The sequence below is a fragment of the Alistipes sp. AF14-19 genome (genome assembly GCF_003461645.1).
Taxonomy (GTDB): domain Bacteria; phylum Bacteroidota; class Bacteroidia; order Bacteroidales; family Rikenellaceae; genus Alistipes; species Alistipes shahii.
The window spans coordinates 1-3,879 of record NZ_QTXM01000041.1 but is presented as its reverse complement, the minus strand read 5'-3'; the positions used below and the strand labels follow the sequence as shown (position 1 = coordinate 3,879).

General features: G+C 52.5%; 7 protein-coding genes. All 7 read right to left on the bottom strand.

From position 1 onward, the window contains the following. Positions 1–110 precede the first annotated feature (110 nt). Positions 111–410: a hypothetical protein gene (locus tag DWW03_RS16220; RefSeq protein WP_015546439.1), complete on the bottom strand. Its 300-nt coding sequence runs from the start codon at positions 408–410 to the stop codon at positions 111–113. 12 nt (positions 411–422) lie between these two features. Next, positions 423–635, bottom strand: coding sequence for a hypothetical protein (locus DWW03_RS16215; RefSeq protein ID WP_009596292.1), 213 nt, complete (start codon positions 633–635; stop codon positions 423–425). Between the two features lie 6 nt (positions 636–641). After that, complete coding sequence (locus DWW03_RS16210) at positions 642–1,295, bottom strand: hypothetical protein (protein ID WP_118407004.1); 654 nt, start codon at positions 1,293–1,295, stop codon at positions 642–644. Next, the gene (locus DWW03_RS16205) at positions 1,292–1,492 is read right to left on the bottom strand and encodes a hypothetical protein (RefSeq protein WP_055203990.1); all 201 of its coding nucleotides are present in this window, start codon (positions 1,490–1,492) and stop codon (positions 1,292–1,294) included. The genes DWW03_RS16210 and DWW03_RS16205 overlap by 4 nt, the downstream gene beginning before the upstream one ends. A 290-nt stretch (positions 1,493–1,782) precedes the next feature. Next, entirely contained in the window at positions 1,783–2,112 is a 330-nt protein-coding gene (locus DWW03_RS16200) for a hypothetical protein (RefSeq protein WP_118407005.1), read from the bottom strand. An 11-nt stretch (positions 2,113–2,123) separates the two neighbouring features. Then, positions 2,124–2,423: a helix-turn-helix domain-containing protein gene (locus DWW03_RS16195; protein WP_118407006.1), complete on the bottom strand. Its 300-nt coding sequence runs from the start codon at positions 2,421–2,423 to the stop codon at positions 2,124–2,126. A gap of 105 nt (positions 2,424–2,528) precedes the next feature. Then, complete coding sequence (locus tag DWW03_RS16190) at positions 2,529–3,746, bottom strand: site-specific integrase (RefSeq protein WP_118407007.1); 1,218 nt, start codon at positions 3,744–3,746, stop codon at positions 2,529–2,531. Between the last annotated feature and the right edge of the window lie 133 nt (positions 3,747–3,879).

The following is a 3,879-nucleotide window of genomic DNA, read 5'->3' as shown; positions in this document are numbered from 1 at the left end:
TTGATCTCGGCCTCGCGGAAATCCCTGATATCCGCGAAAGGAATGGATGATTCGTATGCCATGATATGGAAATGACGCCGCCCGCTCGTTGCGGAGCAGGCGGCAGGTTATTAAAGAAAGATTCGGTACCACGCCCCGAGCAGATAGACATTACCTTCCACATAGAGTGAGTATAAGTCCGTAGAGACAATCCGCAGGAACAGAGTCCTGTCGCCGCGCAGTTTCCCGATCTGGCGCCGGAGCGCTTCGGCGGGAAAGGGTTTGCGCGAGATGAACCGTCCGCGGATCTCTGCCTCCGAGGGGAGGTATTCGTACAAGCGGTAATTGAGCGCCAGCCAGCGAAGGATTTTACGGCGGGTTTTCGCATCGTCCGTCCGCAGTGTGAAACGGTTGAAACAAAGATTGTTCATCGTAAATCGGAGTTAGTTCAGTGACAAGGCCTGACAGAAATAGTCCGTATAATCGAAGTCCAGTCCCAGCCCAGAACAGGCCGTTTCAAGATCGCCGTAGCACAGAGCCCCGGCATCCCGCAGTTCCCGCAGGTTGCGAAGTTCCGCGGTCAAATATTCCTCGGCGCGACGTTCGCCGCAGCGGCACGCAGTGCAGATATTTTCGATAATAATGTTTCGTTCCATAGTCGTTTAAGGTTTAGGTGTGAATTTATTGTCGGAGAGTGCAAGGAAATCGTCGAGCGTGCGGCACCGATAGTCCAAAGAGATCTTTTCGCTGTAATCCGTCTGCCGGATATCGAAAGTATAGGTCAGACCGTTACGAATGATCTGGCCGTGACTTTTGTCATGAACCCAAACCACATCGGACAGAGCCTCCAACCGGTTGCGGTACCCGGTCATTTTGCGTTCGTTCTCCGCATCGATCCGTTCGAGATTCCGGAAACCCTGCGTGAGGTATTCCACCCAGTCGTCGATCTTCTTTTTGGTGAAGACCCCGATACGGTTCGGAGCGGTTTGTTTGTCGAAAGCCTTGCCGTAGGAGTAGTTGTCCGCGTATCGGAAGAACGACCAATCGCAACGGAGCTCGTAATAGGTTTTCGGATAGGTGTATTTGCGGACGAGAAACAGGATACCGTTCCTGCGGAAACCGGTGCAGGCTTCCTCGAAATAGTTCTTCAGGCTGTCTGCGGCGTGTGTAACACGATAGAACAAGGCTGCCTCCGGAACGAACTCCTGCACCGCTTCCAATACGGCCGATGCGCTTTGAATAGCCCGCTCTATGTTATCCTCGGCATTGGCGAGCAGCAGCTCGTCGAAGGTCGACTGATCGATCCACTTTCTCATCGCCGGGCCACCTGCCTGCGGCAGGATTCAGTTTCCCGCAGGTCGTCGTTCAACGTCGGAATAAGGATCGTACACTCGGCATCGGGTCGTCCGAGGAAACATTTCACCTTTACCGATGCCTCCACGCCGTCCCGGGCGTAGGTCTTGAAACGGTAGTCGTAACCCGCTACCGCAATCTCGAATTTCTGATTCTTCATATTCGAAATGGATTTTAGTTTGACATAAGGCCGGCAGATCCCCGCTATGAAAGAGAGAAGCCGGCTTCGGGGCGGGATATTCAGCGACGGCACGGACAAGGCAAATTTTTGAGGGGCGATACGACCCGAAGGGTGGAGATCGTGCCGCAAAAATTTGACGCCGGAACGTGTCCGGCGCTATCTTGCCCCGAGGCCGGCGTTCACAAAGGGATTTTTAATTATTATTCGTGCTGTCTCAAAACAAAAAGAGACTGCTGCGGATGCAGTCAGTCCCTTTCAGCACGAACGGATCAGCGCACCTCGAACTGCGGTATCCGGGAGAGGGTCTTCCGCAGCTTCCGGCGGTAGAAAAGTTCAGTAAGCGCAAGCAACTCGTAGGTATCGTACATCATCTGTCCGTTGACGGTACGGGCGCGGATCATCCGCTTTTTGCGGCATTGTTCGAGCTGGTGACGGTCCAGACCCAGCACCTCGCAGACCTTGCGGGCCGAGAGGAACATCGGGCGGTCGCTGTGGCTCAACAGGTGTTCGAAGAGCAATAGGGATTGTGTCAGCAGGAAATGCGTGCGGAGCAGGTGCTCCAAGGCTCCGGACTCCACCAAATAATACTTGTTAGGCATAGGGTTATGAATTAAAGGTTCCTGATCCGGTTTTTAAGTTCTTTTCGCTGCCGGCACTCCGTGTCGATCCGCTCGACAAAACGGTTTATCTCGGCAGCGGAGAACATAAGACGGCGCCCGAAGTGGAACCCGGTGAGCTGACCGCTGACGCAGTAACGGCGCAACTGACGGTCGCTGATCTTCAGCAGGTCGCAGACCTCGCTCACTTCAAGGACCGGCGTACCGCAAAGCATATTCCGGTGACGTTTCATATAGGCGATATCCTCGCGGATCTCACGAATGATTTCCAAAATCTCATCGAGTCGTTCCATAATCGGGTTGCAGTAGGTTTTCGCCGCAAAGATGCAATGACCGAATAATGAGTTGATACAAGTATGTAAATACATAATATATTTATATACTTTATTGCAAAGTGTCTACACGGAGAATTTCGTTGCCAGTTTCTCCCGGAGCATGGTAACCTCACGGTCGATCATCGGCGGGGTGACTTTCGCATAGATTTGAGTGGTGGTGATATTTTTATGTCCCAGCATCTTCGAAAGCGTCTCCAGACTCACGCCGTTCGACAGGCAGATCGTCGTGGCGTACGTGTGCCGGGCAAGGTGGAATGAGAGTTGTTTGTCAATGCCGCACTCCCGGGCGATGTTTTTCAGGCTGTCGTCGATCGAATCGAGTGTAGACATGGCAAAAACACGTCCGTCGCCGGTCAGACCCCGATACTTGTTCAGGATGAACAACGCATAAGGCAGCAACTTGACAACGTATTTGGTTTCGGTCTTCTGGCGGTTGCCGCTGATCCACCACTCGCCCTGCGCATCCTGCTCGATCCGGTCATAGGTCAGCGAGGCCATATCCGCATAGCAGATGCCCGTGAAGCAGGAGAACAGGAACATATCGCGGTTATAGTCCTGACGCTTATACCGCAGCTCGGTAGTCATCATACGCCGGAGTTCATCTTCCGTTAAAAAACTACGTTCCGGATTCGGAGCCGTATATTGATAGAGGGAAAAGGGGTTGCGAGGCATCCAGCCGTTGTTGAACGCGATTTTGACAACGTATTTCAGGCATTTGAGATAACCGCTGACGGTCGTAGGCTTGAGCCCCAGATCGGATTTAAGGTAGACGTGGTATTGCTCGATGAACGACTGTTCCAACTCCGCCAACGGCATATCGCTCACGTTATACTCCTTACGCATGAAAGTCCGCAGATGGTCGATGGATTTATAGTAGCGGTTCCATGTACCGTGGCAGCGGTCGATGCCGACACGTTTCTTGAGGTCGCCGGTGAATTTCTCGAACGCTTCGAGAAGCAGCCGGTATTTCTCTCCGAAGCCGAGATAGGCATTCTTGACCTTTTCGGCCGTAACGTATGACTCCCGGTCGCAGATATCCTGATAGTGCTTGCCGATCTGGGTGCGGATGTTGTCCAGATGACGGTTGATGCGATCCGCTTCGAGACTGCGGCCTTTGGCGCGGCCGCCGCTGACCTCCCAAAGCATCTCCGGAACGGAGAGCTTCGCGCTGAACTGGGCGATGCTACCGTTGACCGTGATGCGACCCATGACAGGGACGACTTTCTGATCTTTGTCTTTGTTCCTTTTAAGGTAGAACAGAACCTTGAACGTGCTGCGCATAAACTCTGCTTTTTAGGGTTGCAAAAATAATTTCAGCAGAGTCGTATGTCAAGATGAATAACGATGCAAGAAACTGAAAATCACGTTTCTATGAATAATAGAGCGAAAGAAACGAGGTAACGATTTGGAAACC

Coding starts and splice junctions, on each gene's coding strand:
- DWW03_RS16220 (WP_015546439.1), bottom strand. CDS start 410: ATGAACAATCTTTGTTTCAACCGTTTCACACTGCGGACGGACGATGCG.
- DWW03_RS16215 (WP_009596292.1), bottom strand. CDS start 635: ATGGAACGAAACATTATTATCGAAAATATCTGCACTGCGTGCCGCTGC.
- DWW03_RS16210 (WP_118407004.1), bottom strand. CDS start 1,295: ATGAGAAAGTGGATCGATCAGTCGACCTTCGACGAGCTGCTGCTCGCC.
- DWW03_RS16205 (WP_055203990.1), bottom strand. CDS start 1,492: ATGAAGAATCAGAAATTCGAGATTGCGGTAGCGGGTTACGACTACCGT.
- DWW03_RS16200 (WP_118407005.1), bottom strand. CDS start 2,112: ATGCCTAACAAGTATTATTTGGTGGAGTCCGGAGCCTTGGAGCACCTG.
- DWW03_RS16195 (WP_118407006.1), bottom strand. CDS start 2,423: ATGGAACGACTCGATGAGATTTTGGAAATCATTCGTGAGATCCGCGAG.
- DWW03_RS16190 (WP_118407007.1), bottom strand. CDS start 3,746: ATGCGCAGCACGTTCAAGGTTCTGTTCTACCTTAAAAGGAACAAAGAC.